The 18,511-nt window shown below is 66.3% G+C and carries 7 protein-coding genes and 1 pseudogene; 3 read left to right on the top strand and 5 right to left on the bottom strand.

Annotation, left to right across the window (positions count from 1 at the left end; genetic code table 11):
• Positions 1-4 precede the first annotated feature (4 nt).
• Positions 5-2,866 (top strand): RND family transporter, encoded by a 2,862-nt coding sequence (locus ACFYO1_RS01445; RefSeq protein ID WP_387231637.1) that lies wholly within the window; start codon positions 5-7, stop codon positions 2,864-2,866.
• A gap of 13 nt (positions 2,867-2,879) precedes the next feature.
• Positions 2,880-3,383: a metallophosphoesterase family protein gene (locus ACFYO1_RS01450; protein ID WP_387226047.1), complete on the top strand. Its 504-nt coding sequence runs from the start codon at positions 2,880-2,882 to the stop codon at positions 3,381-3,383.
• Positions 3,384-3,386: 3 nt separating this feature from the next.
• On the opposite strand, the gene ACFYO1_RS01455 is transcribed toward ACFYO1_RS01450, so the two are convergent.
• The 3 genes from ACFYO1_RS01455 to ACFYO1_RS01465 all read right to left on the bottom strand — a co-directional run bounded on the left by ACFYO1_RS01455 (position 3,387) and on the right by ACFYO1_RS01465 (position 5,985).
• Positions 3,387-3,731, bottom strand: coding sequence for a hypothetical protein (locus tag ACFYO1_RS01455; RefSeq protein ID WP_387226049.1), 345 nt, complete (start codon positions 3,729-3,731; stop codon positions 3,387-3,389).
• A gap of 191 nt (positions 3,732-3,922) precedes the next feature.
• Positions 3,923-4,945 (bottom strand): alpha/beta hydrolase, encoded by a 1,023-nt coding sequence (locus tag ACFYO1_RS01460; RefSeq protein WP_387226050.1) that lies wholly within the window; start codon positions 4,943-4,945, stop codon positions 3,923-3,925.
• A 371-nt stretch (positions 4,946-5,316) separates the two neighbouring features.
• On the bottom strand, positions 5,317-5,985 hold the full coding sequence (locus ACFYO1_RS01465; protein ID WP_387226051.1) for a lysophospholipid acyltransferase family protein: 669 nt from the start codon (positions 5,983-5,985) through the stop codon (positions 5,317-5,319).
• A 261-nt stretch (positions 5,986-6,246) separates the two neighbouring features.
• Between ACFYO1_RS01465 and ACFYO1_RS01470 the strand changes: the two are divergent.
• Positions 6,247-17,028: pseudogene (locus ACFYO1_RS01470) on the top strand (amino acid adenylation domain-containing protein); the annotation flags it as partial.
• Here the strand turns inward: ACFYO1_RS01470 and ACFYO1_RS01475 are convergent.
• Both ACFYO1_RS01475 and ACFYO1_RS01480 read right to left on the bottom strand, forming a co-directional pair.
• Positions 17,014-17,481: a winged helix-turn-helix transcriptional regulator gene (locus tag ACFYO1_RS01475; RefSeq protein WP_387226053.1), complete on the bottom strand. Its 468-nt coding sequence runs from the start codon at positions 17,479-17,481 to the stop codon at positions 17,014-17,016. The pseudogene ACFYO1_RS01470 and the gene ACFYO1_RS01475 sit on opposite strands and share 15 nt — an antisense overlap.
• Before the next feature lie 56 nt (positions 17,482-17,537).
• Complete coding sequence (locus ACFYO1_RS01480; RefSeq protein ID WP_387226055.1) at positions 17,538-18,440, bottom strand: LysR family transcriptional regulator; 903 nt, start codon at positions 18,438-18,440, stop codon at positions 17,538-17,540.
• Between the last annotated feature and the right edge of the window lie 71 nt (positions 18,441-18,511).

Below are 18,511 nucleotides of genomic sequence, written 5' to 3' on the forward strand. Positions count from 1 at the left end.
CCGGATGCGCGGCGAACTCTCGGTGCCGTTCGACCGGACGCGCGCCCGGCGTGCGCCGGGGCGTCCGCTGATGGCGCGACTGCTCTACCTGTTCTCGCTGCCGATCATCACGGTGTGGCTGCTGCTCGCCGGTGGGCTGAATCTCTTTGTCCCCCAACTGGAGACCGTGGTCAACGGGCACGCCAAATCCTTCCTGCCGGACGAAGCCTCGTCGGTGCAGGCCATCGTCAAGATGGGCAACTCCTTCGGCGGGGCGGGCACGAACAACTTCGTCTATGTGCTGCTCGAGGGGGACGCGCCGCTCGGCGACGACGCACACCGCTACTACACGACGCTGCTCGACCGGCTGACGCAGGACAAGAAGCACGTCAACTCGGCGATGGACCTGTGGTCCAATCCGAACTTCTCGCCGGCCAGTGAGAGTTCCGACGGCAAGGCGTCGTACGTGCTGCTCAACCTGGCCGGGAACATGGGCACGGCGCTGGCCATGGAGTCGACGCAGGCGGCGCGGGACATCATCGCCGACACCACGCCGCCGCCGGGCATCACTGTGCATCTGACGGGCCCGTCCGCGGTGGTCAACGACGAACTGGTCGCGATCAACGATTCGATGTTGCTGCTCATCGTCGTCTGCGCCGGGCTGGTCGGTGTGGTTCTGCTCTGCGTCTATCGCTCGCCGATCACCGTGGCGATGCCGTTGCTCACCGTCGGAATGGGTTTGGCGGTGGCGCGGCCCGTCGTGGCTTACCTCGGCGACCACCAGGTAATCGGCGTGTCGATCTTCGCGTCCGCTCTGCTGGCGGTGATCGTGCTCGGTGCGGGCACGAATTACGGCATCTTCCTGCTCGGTCGATATCAAGAGGCCCGGCGGGCGGGCGAGGATCCGGAAACGGCGTATTACACAGCGCTGCACGGAGTTCTGCACATCATCGTGGCCTCGGGGCTGACCGTAGCCGGCGCGACCGCCTGTATGTCCCTCACCCGGCTCGCGATCTTCAGCACCTCCGGATTGCCCTGCACGATCGCCGTGATCGTCACGCTCGCAGCGGCATTGACGTTGGGACCGGCGCTGCTGGCGCTCGGCAGTCGGCTCGGGTTTCTGGAGCCGCGACCGCAGTCCTCGCAGCGGCGGTGGCGGCGGATCGCGACCGCCGTGGTCCGCTGGCCCGGACCGGTGCTCGCCGCCAGCCTCACCGTGCTGGTCCTGGCCATCCTTGTGCTGCCGACCTTCCGGCCCAGTTTCAACGAACGTATCGCCCAGCCGAGCGATTCGCCGGCGAACCTGGGCATCGCCGCGGCCGACCGGCATCTGCCGCCGAACATCATGTCGCCCAGCATGTTTCTGGTCGAATCCGATCACGATCTGCGCAATCCCGCGGATCTGATCGCGCTCGCGAAGCTGACCAACGCTGTGTTGCAGGTGCCAGGAGTCAGTGCGGTGCAGGGGATTACGCGTCCGTTGACCACTCCGCTGGAGGAGGGCACGCTGACCAACCAGGCGGGCTACATCGGTAACCGCTTCACCCAGTTGAAGAGCATGCTCACGCCGCGGCTCGACGATCTGACCGCGCTCGCGGGGCGGATCGACCAGTTGAATCTCACGATCAAGGGGGTGCAGCGGGCGCTCGACACCGGGGAGCAGGGGTTCGATCAGGTCAACGGCAGTGCCGTCGCGTTGCAGTCGGCGGTCGGCGGGGTGGTCGAGAAACTGAACTCGCTGCGCGATACTGCCGGGCCGGCCAGACAATTCGTGAATTCGATCCCGAATTGCCAAGATGTCCGTCCGTGTCAGGCGGCGGTCACCGGGTTCTCGTTGTTCGATGATGTGAATCAACTGGACAGTACCGTCGACGGGCTCGTGAGTGGCGTTCGTGCCGCCTCGCAAGCGCTTCCGCAACTCGGGGCGCAGATCGCCGGCCTGCAGAGTTTCATCACGCAGGTCAACAGTGTGCTCGCGCCGTTGCAGGGCACGCTGTCCATCCTGCTCCCACAGATTTCCGAGATCACCCAGTTCCTGGACGAGGTCAGCCAGGGCTTCACCACCGGTGATCCCAATGGATTCTTCTTCATGCCGAGTCAGGCGTTCGACAGTCCGCTGTTGAAGAGCGCTCTGCCGTTCTTCTTTTCGCCGGATGGCAAGGTGACGCGGATGGTGGTCACGCCGCAGATGGAGGGGTTCAGCCGGGAGGCGATGGATCTCAGCGCCAAGATCATTCCGGTGTCGTTGCAGGCGATGAAGGGTACGTCGCTGGCCGGAAGCACGGTCAGCGTCGGCGGTCCCGGCGGCACTCTGCTCAATATCGAAGCCTTCGCCCGCGAAGACTTCATCACCAGTGTGGTCGCGGCGTTCGCCTTCGTGTTCTGTGTGGTGCTGATTCTGCTGCGCAGTCTCGTCGCGGCGGTTGCGGTCATCAGTACTGTGGCGCTGTCGTATCTGTCCGCGCTGGGGCTGACTGTCCTTATCTGGCAACACATTATCGGCAATCCGCTGCACTGGTCGGTGGCACCGGTCTCGTTCATCTTCCTGGTTGCCGTGGGTGCGGATTACAACATGCTGCTGGTGAGCAGATTCAAAGAAGAGCTCTCGGCGGGCATCAATACCGGGATCATCCGGTCGATGGTCAATACCGGTGGGGTGGTCACGACCGCGGGGCTCGTGTTCGGCGTGACGATGTTCGCCATGCTGGTGAGTTACGCCCACAATATCGCGCAGATCGGCACCACCGTCGGTATCGGGCTCTTTCTCGACACGCTCATAGTTCGGTCGTTCGTCGTGCCGACGATTGCGGCGCTGGCGGGGCGCTGGTTCTGGTGGCCGATCAATATCCTCCCGCTGCGTCGACCCGTCGTAGTCGAATCCGCGTGATACACCGGACGGTATGCGGCTGCTGATCATGTCCGATACTCACGTGCCCGTGCGTGCGCGGGATATGCCGGGGCAGTTGTGGAGTGAGGTGGACGCTGCCGATGTGGTCGTGCACGCGGGGGACTGGGTCGAGGTGGACCTGCTCGATCGGCTCGAGGCGCGCAGTGCACGCCTGATCGGCGTGTACGGCAACAATGACGGGCCGGCGCTGCGTGCTCGGCTGCCCGAGGTTGCCCGGGTCGAATTGGCGGGGGTGCGGTTGGCGGTGGTGCACGAGACCGGGGCGGCCAAGGGACGCGAGCAGCGGTGCGCGCGGGACTTCCCGGACACCGATGTGCTGGTGTTCGGGCATAGTCATATTCCGTGGGATACGGTCGCGGACAGTGGATTACGACTGCTCAATCCGGGTTCGCCGACGGACCGGCGGCGGCAGCCCGAGCATACGTACCTGACGGCGCGCATAGCTGCGGGTCAGCTGAGTGAGGTTGTGCTGCATGCTCTTCCGCGCCGTTCCTGATGTTCAGGACCGGCTGGCGAGGTAGATCGTATTGGTCGATCGGCCACGGGTCAGCGGGTTGTCGAACGGGACCACCTCGGCCTCGACATCGCTGAAAACGGATTCGAGAATCGCCAGGAATTGATCGTCCGGGGCGTCGTCCGACCACAGGGCGAACGTGCCGCGCGGGGCGAGGTGTGCGGATAGCGCCCGCATGCCTTCTCGCGTGTAGAACGCGGTGTGCGGTTGGTGCAGGACGTGGCGCGGGGAGTGATCGATGTCGAGCAGGATCGCGTCGTAAGTTCGGCCCGGGTTGTCCGGATCGAACCCGGCGGTGCTCGCCGCCGCGGCGAAGAAGTCGGAGCACACAAGAGCCTGTTGTCCTGCAACACTTCTTGCGCGTCAACAGCTATGACCACATCGCGACGATTCGGACGAGTTGTGAGTGCGGTTGTTGTGGGAGAGACGTCGCGTGGTGGGCGGCGGTGAACTCGAGCTGAGGGCGGGAGACGAAAACGGGAGGAGTCCGTTGGACTCCTCCCGTGTGCGTTAGCGGGTTGTCAGTGCGGCAGGTTCATGCCCTGGGCGAGCAGGGGCCAGGAATCGTGCAGCGCTTGTTCCCAGTACGGCCAGTAGTGGGTGCCGACGGGGTTGAATTGGTAGGTCGCCGGGATGTTCAGCGAGTCGAGGCGGTTCTTCAGGTTGTTCGTGCAGCCGTTGACCGCCGCCTCGATGATCACACCGAGGCCGAGGTTGACCGCGCCGGACGGGCCGGGCGAGCTGCCGAGGTAGTAGTTGACGTCGTCCAGCACGGGGATGCCGCTGCCGCTGGAGACGTAGAGCAGGGTGCCGCGCAGCTTCTCCGCGTTGATCACCGGGTCGTTCTCGGCCCACAGCGGGCTGTTGTCCGGACCGTACATGTTCTTGGTGTCGCCGCCGGCCCAGGTCTCGGTGGCGAGCTTCACGAACTGCTTACCCGCCGGGTCGGCGATCTGCGCGCATCCGCTGTAGGCGGCGACGGTCTTGAACAGGCCGGGCTTGGCCTCGGCCAGCTGCAGCACCGAGGTGCCGGAGGTGGACAGGCCGGTCAGCGCGTTGAGCCCGGTGGATTGCAGCGTCTGGTCGAGCAGCGGGGGCAGCTCCTCGGTGAAGAACGTCCGCCACTTGTTCGTGCCCAGCGTCGGGTCGGGCTTGAGCCAGTCGGTGTAGTAACTGCCGCGGCCACCGATCGGCTGGATGACGTTGACCGACTTGTCGGACAGCCATTCCAGCGCGTTGGTCTGGGCCTGCCAGCTGGCGGTGCCGATGCCGCCGTCGAGGCCGTTGAGCATGTAGAGGTTCGGCGCCGGCTTGGACTCGTCGGCCGGGCGCTGCACGTCGACCTGGATTTCGCTGTTCATCGCGGCCGAGTACACCTTGAGGTGCCAGGTCCGCCCAGCCTTGTCGATGGAGGTGACGGCCGACGGCTTCGACGGCTCGGCCGAAGCGGCGGCGGCGCCGAGCAGGCTCACGGACAACGTGGCGGCGAGTGCGATCACGGTGGTCCGCACCGCGGCGGTGGTGCGTAGTGCGGAAATCTTCATCGGACCTGCATCTATCTAGTACTCCCTTATCGGCTGTGCGTCGAACCGGCGCGCGGGCTGCCCCAATCCCCACACAGTGCGTCTTCCGCCGAGGCGAAACCGTTACATGCCGGCGCCGATCAGCGCTGGACTCTACCTCGGGATCCGGCCTCGGCGGTGCCTGCCTGCCGACCTGCGGAGGCCGACCAGGACGCCTGAATCTTAACGGGCGCAAGCGAAGTCGGTCGAGCGGACGGCGGCTCCGAGAGTAGCCGATGTCACATTACCGGGGTGCGACCCGCTCCCGGCGTCGGGAGAGCTTGCCGATGGGCGGAATGACCAGGCGTAATCGAACCATCGGGAGTGCCGATGAGTACCGTCGGACCGGCGGATCAATCCACGACGCGCAGGTTCTCTATCTGGCGGCGGAGGTGGTCGAGGAGTTTTTCGGGATCGTCGAAGTCGACGGGGTCGATGGGGGCGCCGAAGTGGATGGTGACTTGCTGGTGGCGGTCGAAGGCCGGGCCGGTGCCGCGGGTGCGGCGCATGGGCAGGACTCGGTCGGTGCCGGTGGTGCCGACGGGGATGATCGGAACTCCGGTGGTCATGGCTAGTTTGGCGACGCCGGGTTTGTAGGGTTCGTGTTCGCCGGGCGCGACGAGGCGACCTTCGGGGTAGATGAGCAGGACGCCGTTGTGCCGGAGGATCTGTTCGGCCTGGGTGAGCGCGGAGCGACCGGACTCGCTGTCGCGGCGCAGCACCGGAATCTGGCCGAGGCGGCGGACCAGCCAGCCGACCACCGGCCAGGACCAGAGTTCGGCCATGGCGATGGCGACGGCCCGCCGGCGCAGGGCGCCCCATAGGAAGACCGCGTCCAGCATCGAGATGTGGTTGCCGGCCACGATCACCGGACCGGTCTTCGGCACCGCCTCGCGGCCGATCACCGTCACCCGCACGAAATTCGACCAGGCGAGCGCGCGCAATACGCGACGCACCAGCTTGGTGGTCAGCCACGCACGTTTACCCAGCCCCTTCGGCCGCCGTGCCGATTCCTCGTTCATCGTTTCCCCACTGTCCGGCCGGCTCGTGTTCCTCGACCCTCGACTCAGGTTACCGATGCGCCGGGCCGCCGATCCCTGTCGCGATATTGCCGTGCGGGGGCGGTGATATTCGGGGCTTCACCCGCGACCGCCGGTAGGGGTGAATGGTTGCAGAACGAGGTGTGCAATCAGGGTCCCGCTGATCTTCCGAGCTGACAGCGGAGGAAAGGAATCGGCATGTCGGATCCTGCTGAGCGGGCTTTGACCGGGGGACCGCGGAATGTCGACGGCGGGGCGGCGCTGGGGGTGTTGTTCGAGGCGATGGCGGCGCGGGCTCCGGAGGCGGTGGCGGTGACGTTCGCGGAGACGTCGTTGTCGTACGGCGAGTTCGCCGGGCAGGTGAATCGGTTGGCTCGCTATTTGATTTCGCTGGGGGTGGGACCGGATTCGCTGGTGGGCGTGGGGATGGGGCGGTCCGTCGATCTGCTGGTCGGCATGTATGCGGTGGTGGTGGCCGGGGGCGGGTTTGTGCCGTTGGATCCTGAGCATCCAAGTGGGCGTACGCGATACGTGGTCGAGATGACGGATCTGACGTGTGTGTTGACGACATCCCGCGAGGGATTCGAGTCGGGCGTCGAAGTCATCGAGATCGATCGGGTCGATGTGTCGGGCTTCTCGGGGGAACCGGTGTCCGCGGCGGAGCGGTTGGGGGTGGTACGGGATTCGAATATCGCCTACGTGATGTTCACGTCCGGATCGACCGGTCGCCCGAAGGGGGTGGCGGTGCCGCACGCGGCGATCGTGAATCGGTTGTCGTGGATGCAGGCGGAGTACCGGTTGGGGGTCGGGGATGTGGTGCTGCAGAAGACTCCGGTGACATTCGATGTCTCGGTGTGGGAGTTGTTCTGGCCGTTGCAGGTTGGTGCTCGGCTCGTGGTGGCTGAGCCGGGTGGGCATCGGGACGCGAGATATTTGGCTGATCTGATTGTGCGGGAGGGGGTTACGGTCGCGCACTTTGTCCCGTCGATGTTTGCCGTGTTCGTCGGGGAGCCCAAGGCGAGTGAATGCCGGACTCTCCGTGATGTTTTCGCGTCAGGCGAGGCGTTGCCGGGAGCGGTTGCGCAGTCCTTGATCTCCGCGACGGGCGCACGATTGCACAACCTGTACGGTCCGACCGAGGCGGCGGTGGACGTCACCTATCACGAAGTGGGCGCCGCGGATTCGACGTCGGTGCCGATCGGTGTCCCGGTATCCAATACCCGGGTTCATGTATTGAATGACCGGTTGCACCCGGTCGAGGTAGGCGAGCTGTACTTGGCCGGCGTGCAGTTGGCGCGGGGATATGTCGGGCGGGTGGATCTCACGGCGGAACGGTTCGTGGCGGATCCGTTCGCGGGGGGTGAGCGGATGTATCGCACCGGGGATCGGGTGCGGTGGACCGCCGGTGGCGAGTTGGAGTACCTGGGCCGCACGGACTTTCAGGTAAAGATTCGCGGTATTCGGGTGGAGCCGGGCGAAGTGGAGGCGGTGCTGTCCGCGCATCCGGCGGTGACTCGCGCAGTCGTCACCGCTCGGCAGGGTATCGAGGGTGGTCCTCGGCTGCTCGGATATGTCACCGTTGATCGGGCCGTCGATTCCGGCGGCAGTGAGGCCGAGATGGTCGATCACTGGCATCGGCTCTACGACGAAGTGTATTCGGGCGACCCGGCCGAACCGGATGCGGATTTCGCGGGGTGGAATGACAGCTACACCGGGGCGCCGATCCCGATCGAGGATATGCGGCAGTGGCGGGACGTGACCGTTGCCCGTATCCGGGAGCTGAGTCCTCGACGCGTCCTGGAGATCGGCGTCGGGTCCGGTCTGCTGCTATCGGAACTCGCTCCGGACTGCGAAGAATACTGGGGCACAGACCTTTCCGCGGCGGCCATCCGGAACCTCCGGCAGCGGTGGAGTGCTGCCGGACGAATCATGCTGGAGACCCGGGCGGCGGACGATCCGCGGGGACTACCGCGTAGCCGGTTCGACACGATCATCCTGAACTCGGTGGTCCAGTACTTTCCGAGCGAGAACTATCTGCGCCGGGTGATCGGCCAGGCGCTGGAGTTGCTCGCGCCGGGTGGGGCGATCTTTCTCGGCGATATTCGTAACCTGGCGCTGCTCGAGGAGTTCTCGACGGCGGTGCAGGCGGCCAGGCATGGCGGTGCCGATCCGGAGTCCATCCGGTCCCGGGCTCGGGCGGCCGTGCAAGCCGAGGAAGAGCTGCTGCTGGCACCCGAGTACTTCGCAGCTCTGGTGCGAGGCATCGACGAAATCGGTTCTGCCGATATTCAATTGAAACGCGGGACCGTAGTCAATGAGCTGACCTGCTATCGGTACGACGTCGTGCTGCGCAAGGAGCCGACGGACGCGGTGTCGGTGGGTGACGTGCCGGGTGCAGGGTTTACCGATCGGGTCGCGCTGCGCTCACTTATCGCCTCGAATGGTGTTCATCCGCTGCGCATCACGGAAATTCCACACGAGGGAATTCGTCGGGACCTGCGATCCACGGCCCGCGTAACCGGTGGGCGGCCGATGAATTCGCCGGGGATGCTGCCCGAAGAGTTGTACCTCCTCGGCCGCGAGCACGGCTACGCGACGGCAGTCACGTGGTCGGCTCGAAAAGGCTGTATGGACGCTGTTTTCGTGCGCGGGGGCACCGAACGACCGCTTACCGACGTCTATCTGCCCGCCGAACCTTTACGTGCTCCGTCCAGGTATGCGAGCAATCCGGGTGCTCGGTCGTCGGCCGCAGCGCTGCGCCGCTATCTGCTGGATCGATTGCCCGAGTACATGGTGCCGACGGTGGTAGTGATCGATGAGTTCCCGCTGACTCTCAACGGCAAGTTGGACATCCGCGCGCTGCCTGCCCCGGAGCTCCTCTCCGCCAATGGATATCGGGCTCCGGTGACGCCGGCGGAGCGAGCGCTCGCCGAACTGTTCGCTGAAGTCCTCGGCGTCAGCCGGGTCGGGGCCGATGATGACTTCTTCGAGCTGGGCGGGCATTCTCTGCTGGCCACGCGCCTGGTCGGCCGCATCCGGGTGGTCATGGGTGTGGAGGTGCCGATCCTGGCGGTGTTCGATACGCCGACACCGGCTTTGCTGGCGACTCGCCTCGATGCGGGGACTCCCGTGCGTGCGGCGCTGACCGCGCGTACCCGCCCGGAGCGGGTTGCACTGTCCTTCGCTCAGGAGCGGATGTGGTTCCTGTATCGGCTCCATGGGCCGTCGGCGACCTACAACGTGCCGTTGGCCGTGCGGTTGTCCGCGGACGTCGACCTCGATGCGCTCGAGGCGGCGTTCCGGGATGTGGTGGGTAGACACGAGAGTCTTCGGACAGTGTTCGCCGAGGTCGAGGGTGCCGCGGTGCAGCGGGTACTCGCTATCGCGGACGTCGAGGTGCCGGTCGCGGCGGCCGAGGTCGCGGATGTCGATGCCGCGGTGCGGTCCGCCGCGCGATACCGGTTCGATCTGTCGGTCGACATTCCGTTGCGGGTCAGCGTGTTCAGCGGTGGCGATGAACGCGTGCTGGCGGTGGTGATGCATCACATCGCGACCGATGGTGGCTCGTTGCCCGTGTTCGCGCGGGACCTGTCGGTGGCGTATGCGGCCAGATGTTCGGGGCGGGAACCGGATTGGCCGGCGTTGCCGGTGCAGTACGCCGACTATGCGGTCTGGCAGCGAGAACTGCTGGGAGACGCGGCGGATGCCGGGAGTCTGTCGGCGCGGCAGTTCGAATACTGGCGGACGGAGCTGGCAGGAGCGCCCGAGCGGTTGATGTTGCCGTTCGACCGGCCGCCCTCGAAGGTCGCGAGTTCACGGGGCGCAGTTGTCGAGTTCGTCGTCCGGGGTGCGCTCAGGTTGGCGGTGCAGCGACTGGCCCGGAGTCGAACTGCGACGGCCTCGATGGTCTTACAGTCCGCGTTCGCCATTCTGCTGCACAAGGTCGGTGCGGGAGTAGACATCTCGATCGGGAGTCCGATCGCCGGTCGGACCGATGCGGCAACAGCCGATCTGGTGGGCTTCTTCGCGAATACCTGGGTGCTGCGGGTGGATGTGGCTCGGCGCCTCCGGTTCACCGATGTGCTCGACCAGGTGCGGGGAAAAGCGTTGCGCGCCTACGAGAATCAGGACCTGCCGTTCGAGCGGTTGATCGAGCTGCTGAATCCGGTGCGCTCGACCGCGCATCATCCGTTGTTCCAGGTGATGTTCGCGTTGCAGAACAACATGTTTCACGAGTTCGACTTCCTGAATGCGGCCCCGAGGCAGGTCGATACGGGGACTTCGAGGTTCGACCTGTTCTTCGCGCTGGAGGAACTGAACTCCGGCGAGGACGGTTACGCGGGTCGTGTCGAGTACTCGACAGATCTGTTCGACCAGCACACCGTCGAGTTGCTGATCGAGCGGTTCATCCGCGTACTCGAAACCGTCGTGCGTGATCCGGCAACGACAGTCGACGAAGTCGAGCTGCTCGATCCCGGTGAGCGAGCGTTGCTCGTCGCGGCGTGGGACAAGTCCGTCCGTGCGATGGATGGCAATGCGACGTTGGCATCGCTGTTCGATGCGCAGGCGGCACGGACTCCGCGGGCGCCCGCTGTGACGTTCGAGGGAACCACGCTGACCTACGCCGAGTTCGCCGGTCGGGTGAATCGGCTGGCGCGCTATCTGATTTCGCTGGGTGTGGGTCCGGATTCGCTGGTAGGCGTGGGGATACCGCGTTCCGTCGATCTGCTGGTCGGCGTGTACGCGGTGGTGGTGGCCGGTGGCGGGTGGGTGCCGGTCGATCCTGATCAACCGCGAGGGCGCATCGACTACATCCTCGACACCGCGCGGCCGGTTGTCGTGCTGACCTCGGGCGCCGGCTCACCGGCCGGGTTTGCGCGGCAAGTGCGCGTCGACGAACTCGACCTCGCGGCGTTCGACGCTGCCCCGCTCACCGACGCCGACCGGACCCGGCGACTGCGGGCAGGACATACCGCGTATGTCCTGTTCACCTCCGGCTCCACCGGACGACCCAAAGGCGTCGCGATCTCTCATGGCGCGATCGTGAACCGCCTCGTCTGGATGCAGTCGGAGTACGGACTGCGCCACGACGACGTCGTTCTGCAGAAGACTCCGATCACCTTCGATGTGTCGGTGTGGGAGTTGTTCTGGCCGTTGCAGATCGGCGCACGCCTGGTGCTCGCGAAGCCTGGCGGGCACCGCGATCCGCGGTATCTCGCGCAGATCATCGGCGAAGAACGAGTCACTACCGTGCATTTCGTACCGTCGATGCTCGCCGTGTTCGTCGCCGAGCCCATGGCCGCCGAATGTCGCTGCTTGCGCGCGGTTTTCGCATCGGGTGAGGCGCTGCCGGGCGGTACGGCCCAGCGACTGCGGGAGCTGACCGGGGCTCGGTTGCACAATCTGTATGGCCCGACAGAGGCGGCGGTGGATGTCACCTACCACGAGGTGACCGCGGCCGATGTGGTGACGGTGCCGATCGGCCGGCCGGTGTTCAACACGCGGACCTATGTGCTGGATGCCGGGCTGGGGTTGGCGCCGGTGGGCGTGCCGGGCGAGTTGTATTTGGCGGGTGCGCAGTTGGCGCGCGGCTATGTGGGACGCGCGGAGCTGACCGCGGATCGGTTCGTGGCGGATCCGTTCGCGCCGGGGGAACGGATGTACCGGACCGGTGACCGGGTCAAATGGACCGCGGCCGGCGAACTGGACTATCTGGGCCGCACGGACTTCCAGATGAAGCTGCGGGGCATGCGGATCGAGCCCGCCGAGATCGAAGCCGCGCTGGCCGCGCTGGACTATGTCGCGCAGGCGATCGTGGTGGTTCATACCGACGAGCATCTGGGTGAGCAGCTGGTCGCCTATCTGGTTGCGGCGCTGGATTTTGCGATCGATACCGACGTCCTGCGCGTCGATCTGCTCGAGGTGTTGCCGTCGTATATGGTGCCCGCGGCGGCGGTGGTGCTCGACGCGATTCCGTTGACGGCCAACGGCAAGTCGGATATGCGTGCACTGCCCGCGCCGCGGTTCGCTGCTCGGGCCGGGTATCGGGCGCCGGTGTCGCTACCGGAGTTGGTGCTCACCGAGCTGTTCGCCGAAATCCTGGGTGTCGCGCGGGTCGGCGCCGATGACGACTTCTTCGAGCTGGGCGGGCACTCGCTGGCGGTTACCCGCCTGGTCAGCCGGATTCGCGTGGTGCTGGGAATCGAGGTGCCGATCCTGACGGTGTTCGACGCGCCGACGCCGGCGCGGCTGGCGAAGCGGCTCGACGCGAACCTGCCGACCCGTCCGCCACTGACCCGGCGCACCGATCCGGCGCGTGTCCCGTTGTCGTTCGCGCAGCGGCGGATGTGGTTCCTGGATCGGGCACACCGGCGGTCCGCGACGTACAACGTGCCGCTGGCGGTGCGGCTGACCGGGCCGGTGGACGTCGCGGCGCTGGTGTCGGCGGTCGGGGATGTGGTGGATCGGCACGAGCCGCTTCGGACGGTTTTCGCCGAGGTGGAGGGTGTGCCGGTGGCTCGGCTTCTGGATGTTGTGGATGTGCCGGTCACTGTGTCCGAGGTCGATGCGGCGGACGTGGATGACGCGGTTCGGCGCGCGGCCCGTTACCCGTTCGACCTCTCGGCGGAGATACCGTTGCGGGCCAGCCTTTTTCGCTGTGCCGACGACTGTGTCTTCGTACTGGTGGTGCACCATATCGCCGCGGACGGGGGATCGTTGGGCCCGTTGATCCGGGACCTCTCGAATGCTTACGCGGCCAGGCGGGCCGGGCGGCAACCCGATCTGCCGCCCTTGCCGGTGCAGTACGCGGACTACGCCGTATGGCAGCGGGATCTACTCGGCGACCCGTCGGACGCGAACAGTGTTTCGTCGGCGCAGTTCGAGTACTGGCATCGCGAGTTGGCAGGACTTCCCGAACCGTTGGTGTTGCCGTTCGATCGGCCGCGACCGAAGACGCCGAGCTTCCGCGGTGACGTTGTCGAGTTCGCGCTCGATGCCGGAATGCGTTCGGCGGTAGATGGATTGGCGCGGAGCCGGGGCGCGACCGCGTCGATGGTATTGCAGACGGTCTTCGCCGTTTTGTTGCACGAACTCGGCGCGGGCGACGACCTCGCGATCGGGACACCGATCGCCGGACGGACCGATGCGGCATCGGCGGACCTGGTGGGGTTGTTCGTGAACACCTGGGTGCTGCGGGTGGACCTGTCGGGTCAGGTCCGGTTCCAGGATGCGCTGGATCAGGTACGTGGAAAGGCATTGCGCGCCTACGCGAACCAGGATCTGCCGTTCGAGCGGTTGATCGAGTTGCTGAACCCGGTGCGATCGACGGCTTACCATCCCCTGTTCCAGGTCATGTTCACGGTGCAGAACAACACGTTTCACCAATTCGATCTGCCCGGCGTCCGGGCTGACGCGATGCCGGTCGATACCGGGACCTCACGGTTCGACCTGCTGTTCGCGCTCGAGCAGCGGGATTCCGGTGCGGGTGGCTATGCGGGTGTGGTCGAGTACTCGACCGACCTGTTCGATCGATCCACCGTGCGTTCGTTCGCCGAGCGGTTCGTGCGGGTACTGGAACAGGCGGTGACCGATCCGGCGATGGTGATCGGCGCAGTACCTTCCCTGGAGCAATTGACCACCGCCACAACAGAACAGCCCAAACCCCGGTCGGGCCGCCGTGCGCCCGGGACGGCACAGGAGAAGATCCTGGCTGAGCTGTTCGCGGAGGTCCTTGGCGCGATCCGGGTCGGCGTCGATGACGACTTCTTCGAGCTGGGTGGGCATTCGCTGGTGGTTACGCGCCTGGTCAGCCGAATCCGTGCCGTCATGGGGATCGAGGTGCCGATCCTGACGGTATTCGATGCGCCGACCCCGGCCTCGTTGGCTGTTCGCCTCGACACCGGGGTGCCATTGCGGCCTGTGTTGGGCGGGCGTTCTCGTTCGGGGCCGGTGCCGTTGTCGTTCGCGCAGCAGCGGATGTGGTTCCTGGACCGGTTCGAGGGTGCGTCGGCGACGTACAACGTGCCGTTGGCGGTGCGGTTGACCGGACGGATCGAGGTCGAGGCGTTGGTGTCGGCGGTGGGTGACGTGGTGCGCAGGCACGAGGCCCTGCGGACGGTTTTCGCCGAGGTGGACGGCGTGCCGGTGCAGCGGGTGCTGGACGCGGTCGAGATTCCGGTGGCCGTGACGGACATCGTGGATGCCGACGACGCGGTCGAGCGAGCAGTGCGCCGTCCCTTCGATCTGTCGGCGGAGATTCCGTTGCGGGCCAGCGTGTTCCGGGCAGCTTCGAATGTATACGTCTTGGTGCTCGTGCTCCACCACATCGCATCGGACGGCGGATCGTTGGCGCCGTTGGCACGAGACTTTTCTGCGGCATACGCCGCCAGATGCGCTGGACGGGAGCCTGATTGGCCGTTACTGCCGGTCCAGTACGCGGATTACGCGTTGTGGCAGCGGGAGTTGCTGGGGGACCCGGCGGATCCGGGGAGCCTGTCGTCGCTCCAGTTCGAGTACTGGGCGAAGGAGTTGTCCGGTCTTCCCGAGCAGTTGACGTTGCCATTCGACCGGCCTCGGCCGAAGGTCGCCGGTGCGCGCGGCGCGGTGCTCGAATTCGCCGTCGGCGCCGAGGTGCGCTCGGCGGTGGAGCGGCTGGCGCGGAGCAGGGGCGCGACCGCGTCGATGGTCCTGCAATCGGCGTTCGCCGTCCTGTTGCACAAACTCGGTGCGGGAGCGGACATCCCGATCGGCAGCCCGATCGCCGGACGGACCGACGAGGCATTGGTCGATCTGGTGGGGTTCTTCGTGAACACCTGGGTGCTGCGGGTCGAGCTGGCCGCGGGCCTCCGATTCGAAGATGTCCTCGATCAGGTGCGCGGAAAGGCGTTGCGCGCCTACGAGAATCAGGACCTGCCGTTCGAGCGGTTGATCGAGCTGTTGAATCCGGTGCGGTCGACCGCGTATCACCCGTTGTTCCAAGTCATGTTCTCGTTGCAGAACACTGTGTCCCACGAGTTCGACTTCCCGGGCGTCGATGCCGCGCCGATGCGGGCCGGCACGGGAACCGCCAAGTTCGACCTGTTCTTCGCGTTGACAGAGTTGCGCCCGGACAAGGGCTACGCGGGCACGGCGGAGTACTCGACCGATCTGTTCGATCGGCACACGGTGGAGTTGCTGACCGATCGATTCCTGCGCCTGCTCGGCACGGTCGTCAGGGAGCCGGCAATGCCGCTGTCGGACTTGGAGATACTGCTACCCGGCGAGCGGCGGCGACTGCTGCACGAATGGAACGACACCACGATCGCCGTGCCGGCCGCGACCCTGCCGGAGATGTTCGCCGCGCAGGCTGCCGCGACGCCGAACGCGACGGCGATCATCTGCGGCGCCGTCGAGCTGACCTACGCCCAACTCGCCGCCCGGGTCGATCAGCTGGCGTACTGGTTGATCGCGCAGGGCGTCGGTGTCGAAGATGTTGTGGCAGTGTGCCTGCCGCGCTCGGCGGAGATGGTGATCGCCGTGCTGGGTGTGCTCGGGGCCGGAGCCGCTTACCTACCGGTGGATCTGGAGTACCCCGAATCCCGGATCCAGTACATGATGACGGATTCGCGGCCGGTGACCGTGCTCGACACGTCCGCTATGTCGGCAGCGCGGCGCCATGCCGGGCAGGCGCCGGTACCCGTTGCCGATCCGGGTAACGCGGCGTACATCGTCTATACGTCGGGTTCGACCGGTGCGCCGAAGGGCGTTGTCGGTACGCACGCCGGCCTGGCGAATCGTCTGGCCTGGTACCGCCGGATGTTTCCGTGGACGCCGGGCGAGACCGTCTGCGCCAAAACATCATCGAGTTTTCTGGACTCCTTGTTCGAGATCGCCGGCCCCCTGACCAACGGCGGGACCGTGGTCGTCGCCGATGGTGAGCAGGTCCGCAACGTCGCCGAATTGATCACCCTGATCGAGCGGCACGAGGTCCGGCGGATCGTGCTGGTACCGAGCCTGCTGTCGGCGATGCTGGCGGATGACCGAATCGGCCGTGCGGCCGGCTGTGCGGTGTGGGTCAGCAGCGGCGAGCCGTTGCCGAGGCCGGTCGCCGAGTTGTTCTCGAAGCTGTTGCCCGACAGCCGTTTACTGAACTTCTACGGATCGTCCGAAGTGAGCGCGGACAGCACCTGGGCAGCGGCCGGCGGCGTCGATGCGGTCACGGTGCCCATCGGCGAGCCGGTCGACAATACGAGAGTGTTCGTGCTCGACCGGGCTCTGCGCGCGGTGCCGACGGGCGTGGTGGGCGAGTTGTACGTGGCCGGTGCCGGTTTGGCGCGCGGGTACCTCGGTCGCGGCGGGCTCACCGCCGCGCGATTCGTCGCCGATCCCTTCGCGGCGGAACCGGGTGGGCGGTTGTACCGCACCGGAGACCTGGTGCGCTGGAATGCCGACGGGCAGTTGAACTTCGCCGGCCGCGCCGACGACCAGGTGAAGGTGCGCGGATTCCGCATCGAGCCGGGTGAGGTCGAGTCGGCGCTGACCGCGCATCCCTCGGTGGCGAAGGCGGTCGTGGTGGCTCGGGACAGCCATACCGGTAAGCAGCTGGCGGGTTACGTGGTCCCGGCCGATCGCGATGCGGGAGTGGATGTTTCGACGGTGCGCGAATACGTATCCGGCCGTCTGCCGGAGTACATGGTGCCCGCCGCGCTGATGGTCCTCGACGCGTTGCCGTTGGGTCCGACCGGCAAGATCGACCGGAAAGCCCTGCCTGCTCCGGTCTTTACCGGCGGTGCCTATCGCGCGCCGCGGACTCCTCGGGAGGAGCGGTTGTGTGGCGTGTTCGCCGACGTGCTCGGGGTCGAGCGGGTCGGTATCGACGACTCGTTCTTCGATCTTGGCGGACACTCGCTGCTCGTGGTCCGTCTCGCGCGCCGCATAGCGGAATCCATCGGCGTGACAGTCGAACTGAGAGATGTGTTCACCGAACGAACGGTCCGCAACCTGTGCCGGCGGTTGGACCAGCTGTGCCGGTCAGAGGGAGCTTGATCGGACCGCCGCGCCGGGTCCGGGCAGCACATCGATATCGCCCGCGTGCATCGGCTCGCCACAGTGGACGCAACGCAGGTCCACCCGGCTGATCTCGCCGCACGCGTGATGGCGGTAGAGCACCGGCGGCCCCGCCGCGCCCGCGAGCCACTTGTCGCTCCAGCCGACCATCACCATGAGCACGTCGATCAGCTCGGTGCCCTTCTCGGTCAGCACGTATTCGTATCGCGGCCGCTGGTCATAGGCCTTCCGCTCCAGCACGCCGTGCTCGACCAGATGGTTCAGCCGCTCGGTGAGCACCTTGCGGGAGATGCCGAGATCGGCCTGGATCTGCTCGAACCGGGTGAACCCGACCCACACGTCCCGCAGGATCAACGGCGACCACGGCTCGCCGATGACATCGAGGGTGCGCGCGATCGAGCATGCCATCTCACCGAAGTTCGTCCGTTGCATGAGACCAGTCTAGCCACTTGAGTTCCCTTAGGGAACTTTGATCGTGATGCGTGCCGTCAGGGCAGGTCCTGCAGCGCGGCGAGAATGACGTCGAGGAACCAGGCCTGCGCGGCGCTGCGACCCGGCGTGCGGCGGGTGTAGGCGGCGACCTCGGCCGGTTCGATGGGCCAGGGCAAGTCGAAGGTGCGGACGGGATGTGTGCGGGCCAGCGCGCGGGCGATGCGCAGCGGGACGATGGCGACGAGTTCGCTGTCCTGCACCACGTACGGCAGCGTGGCGAAACGGGTGACCCGGACCGCGATGTTGCCCTCCAGGCCGTGGGTGCGCAGGGCTCGCCGGGGTGCGGGATGGCCGGTGGTTCCGTCGACGACGATCAGGCGTTCGGCCCGCAGTTCGGCCTCGGTGGGTGTGCCGGGGCTGAGCCGCGGGTGGTTGGCGGCGGCCATGCCCGCGTAGCCCTCGGTGAACAGCGGTATCCGGTTGAGTCGCACCGAATCCAGGATCGGGCTGGCCACGATCGCGTCGACCCGGCCGCGGGTGAGTTCGTCGGTCGCGGTGTCGATGTCGAACGCGTGCACCTGCAGGGTCGCGGCGGGCGCGCGGACGGCGAGCTCGGCGAGGATCAGCGGCAGTGAATTGACTTCGCCCAGGTCGGACAGGCCGATGGAGAAGCTGACCGGTCCGGTGGCGTCGAATTGGGTTGCGGCGCCGATGGTTACGTCGAGCTGCTCGATGGCCGTGCGCAGCGGGGGGTAGAGCCGCTCGGCCTCCGAGCTCGGCACCAGCCCGCCGGGGCCGCGGACGAAGAGTTCGTCGCCGAGTCGCCGGCGCAGCTTGCCGAGGCCGTAGCTGACCGTGGGCTGGGTGACGCCGAGGACATCGGCCGCCGCCGTCACGCTCCGCGTCTCGTAGAGCAGGACGAAGGTACGGATGAGGTTCAGATCGAATTCGGCGCCCATAGATCTCCTCTATACGCAGATCGCAAAAGATCTATTGGATTTCTGGTGTGGGTGATCGTAGCGTGATGCCA

The sequence above is a fragment of the Nocardia sp. NPDC006044 genome (genome assembly GCF_042871115.1).
Lineage (GTDB): Bacteria > Actinomycetota > Actinomycetes > Mycobacteriales > Mycobacteriaceae > Nocardia.